Source organism: Kitasatospora sp. NPDC093558, assembly GCF_040683475.1.
GTDB lineage: Bacteria > Actinomycetota > Actinomycetes > Streptomycetales > Streptomycetaceae > Kitasatospora.
This window is the reverse complement of the sequence record NZ_JBFBDY010000718.1, coordinates 1-2,894: the sequence shown is the minus strand read 5'-3', so window position 1 is coordinate 2,894 and position 2,894 is coordinate 1. Positions and strand designations below refer to the sequence as shown.

At 70.6% G+C, this 2,894-nt stretch carries 4 protein-coding genes; all 4 read left to right on the top strand.

The window, feature by feature from the left end; translation table 11 throughout:
• Positions 1 to 936, top strand: a 936-nt coding sequence (locus tag AB0O00_RS34220; protein ID WP_363658505.1) for a type I-E CRISPR-associated protein Cse1/CasA, incomplete at its 5' end; no start/stop codon positions are given.
• Positions 926 to 1,528: a type I-E CRISPR-associated protein Cse2/CasB gene (casB, locus tag AB0O00_RS34215; RefSeq protein WP_363658503.1), complete on the top strand. Its 603-nt coding sequence runs from the start codon at positions 926 to 928 to the stop codon at positions 1,526 to 1,528. The genes AB0O00_RS34220 and casB, both read left to right, overlap by 11 nt.
• A gap of 69 nt (positions 1,529 to 1,597) precedes the next feature.
• Positions 1,598 to 2,737 (top strand): type I-E CRISPR-associated protein Cas7/Cse4/CasC, encoded by a 1,140-nt coding sequence (cas7e, locus tag AB0O00_RS34210; protein ID WP_363658501.1) that lies wholly within the window; start codon positions 1,598 to 1,600, stop codon positions 2,735 to 2,737.
• The coding region (cas5, locus tag AB0O00_RS34205) for a CRISPR-associated protein Cas5 (protein ID WP_363658506.1) at positions 2,737 to 2,894 on the top strand (158 nt) is incomplete at its 3' end. The genes cas7e and cas5, both read left to right, overlap by 1 nt.

The window sequence follows — 2,894 nt, the reverse complement described above, 5'->3', positions numbered from 1 at the left end:
CACCTGGACGAGGGCGGCGAGCCGAAGGTCTCCCGGGTGGTCATCAGCGCCGGCGACCGGCTCACGCCCATGTCCGAACTGGAACCGCACACCGCGTGGATCTTCACGGCTCCCGCCAAGAAGGCCGCCTCGGCGCTGCCCGAACGCAGGCCGCGCCGCCACACCCAGGGCAAGGCCGCCTGGCGCGGCCTGGACGCCCTCCTCGCCCCGACGCGGCAGAGCACCGACGGCTTCGAGACCAGCATCCTGCTCGACCAGATCAGCGCCCTGCGGGAGACCGGCCAACTTCCCGCCGACTACCGGCTGCAGGTCGAGACCTTCGGCATGGTCTACGGCACCCAGTCGGCCATCGTCGAGGACGTCATCCACGACGCCATCCCCCTTCCGCTGCTCGCCCTCCACCAGGACAGCGAGGCCCACCAGCTCCTCCTGGACGTCATCGAGCAGGCGGAACTCCTCGCGAAGGCAGTCAACAACCTCTCCGCCGACCTGCGCCGGGCCGCCGGAACCGACCCCATCCCCTGGGACAAGGGCCAGCGCCCCGGCGAACTCCTCCTGCACGCCCTCGACCCCCTGGTCCGCCGCCTGCTCGCCGGCGTCCGCGACGCCGGCGCCGACGAGGACGTCCTGGAGAAGGGCCGGCTGGCCTGGGAGGAAGTCGCCCACCGCCACGCGCGGGAGGCGGCGAACACGCTCCTGCTGGCCGCACCCGCCGGAACCTTCGGCGGCCGCACGCTCGACCAGCCCGGCAAAGCAGGCAAGACGCTCTCCTACCGGCTTGGCACGGCGGGCGCCAACTTCCGCCACCAGCTCAACGAGATCCTCCCCAGGTACGCCGACGCCCTGCGGGAAGCAGCCGCCGCCTGGGCAGCCGAGACGGCCACCACCCCCGACTCCGAAACCGAATCCGACCCTGGAGCGGACCTTGACGACTGAGCAGACGGCCGCCGCCAAGCGGCGCCGGTACTGGGACGAGTTCACCGGCCCCGACCACAACTGGCGCACCAACCACCGCACCAAGCAGCCTCTCCGGCCACCCGGCGAGGACCTCGCCGCCATGCGCTCGGGTCTGGGACGGCCCGTCATGGACAGCCCCAAGATGTGGCCGCTCTACAGCTGCGAGGTCAACGACATCCTCGCGCTGCGCGATGAGGTCTCCGACGAACAGAAGGCCGAGCACGCCGCCCTGGCCCTCTACGGCCTCCACCAGCAGAGCCAGTCCAAGCCGATGCACCGCCGCGGCATCAAGCTCGGTGAGGCGCTGCGGGCCCTGCGCCGCAGCGGCAAGTTCAGCGAGGAGGCACTCGACACCCGTGTCGCCCAGCTCGCGAGCGCCACCAGCGTGCCCGCGCTGCTGGTCCACCTGCGCGGCCTGATCACCCAGCTGCGCACCGTCGGGCAGCCGCTGGACTACAACCACCTGATGGCCGACATCCAGGCCTGGCACAGCACCGATCGGCGCCCGCAGGTCCGCCTCAAGTGGGCCATCGGCTACCAGGCGTGGAAGGACAAGGCCCCCGCCGACTGACGGCACCTGCGAAGACCCGCAACCCCGGCACAACCACCACAGGAACCACCAACCCCGAGGGAGAAGCGCATGACCGACCGCCTGTACATCGACGTGCACATCCTGCAGACCGTCCCGCCGGCCAACCTCAACCGGGACGACAACGGCAACCCCAAGGAGGCCTACTTCGGGGGCAAACGCCGATCCCGCGTCTCCTCCCAGGCCTGGAAGCGCGCCACCCGCATCCACTTCGCCGAAAGCCGCGACCCGCAGGACCTCGCCACCCGCACCAAGCGGATCGCCGCCCAGCTCGCCAAAGCCATTGTCGAGCGAACAGGCATCGCAGCCGAGGACGCCCAGCGGATCGCCGGCGCCCTGATCAAGTCCACCGGCATCTCCGCCGGCAAGAAAGAAGGCGACACCGCCTACCTCCTCTTCTACGGACGCCGCCAGCTCGACACAATCGTCGACCTCGTTGCCGACAACGCCACCGACCTCGCCACCCTCGAAGCCAAGGCCCTCGACGAAGCCGTCAAGACCCTGCCGGTGCGCGAGCAGCTGCAGACCGGACACCCCGCCGACGTCGCCCTCTTCGGCCGCATGGTCGCCGACATCCCCGGCCTGAACGTCGACGCCGCCACCCAGGTCGCCCACGCCATCTCCACCCATGCCACCGAACTCGAATTCGACTACTACACGGCCGTCGACGACGAGAACAGCGCCGACGAGACCGGCGCCGGCATGATCGGCACCATCGGCTTCAACTCCGCCACCCTCTACCGCTACGCCACCGTCGGCCTCCACCAGCTGCACGACAACCTCGGCGACGGCAAGGCCACCATCGACGCCGTCGACCTCTTCGTCGACTCCTTCGCCCGCTCCATGCCCACCGGCTACGGCAACTCCTTCGCCCACCGCACCCGCCCCAGCCTCGTCGCCGTCGTCGTCCGCACCGACCAGCCCGTCAACCTCGTCTCCGCCTACGAGAACCCCGTTCCGGCCAGCCGAGGCATCGTCGCCGAGTCCGCACGCCGCCTCGCCACCGAGTTCGCCATCGCCACCGACCAGTGGGGCGACACCCCGCCCTACATCGCCGTCTGTCACACCCTCGGCGACGACACCGACGACACCGCGCAGAAACTGGCGCAGGCATTCGGCAAGAACCGCACCTTCGCCGAGCTGCGCGACGGCCTGCGCACCGCCCTCACCGAGCGGGTGAACAGCAACTGATGCCCGCCGACCCCACCTCCGAGCCGGCTCCGGCCCAGGAGCAGGCCCAGGCGGTCCTCGTGCTGCGCCTTGCCGGGCCCCTGCAGTCCTGGGGCGAGCGCAGCGCCTTCAACCGCCGAGACACTCCGCCCCAGCCGACCAAGTCCGGCGTCGTCGG

Excerpts from the sequence above, each read along its gene's own strand:
- cas7e (WP_363658501.1), top strand. The coding sequence starts at position 1,598 with ATGACCGACCGCCTGTACATCGACGTGCACATCCTGCAGACCGTCCCG.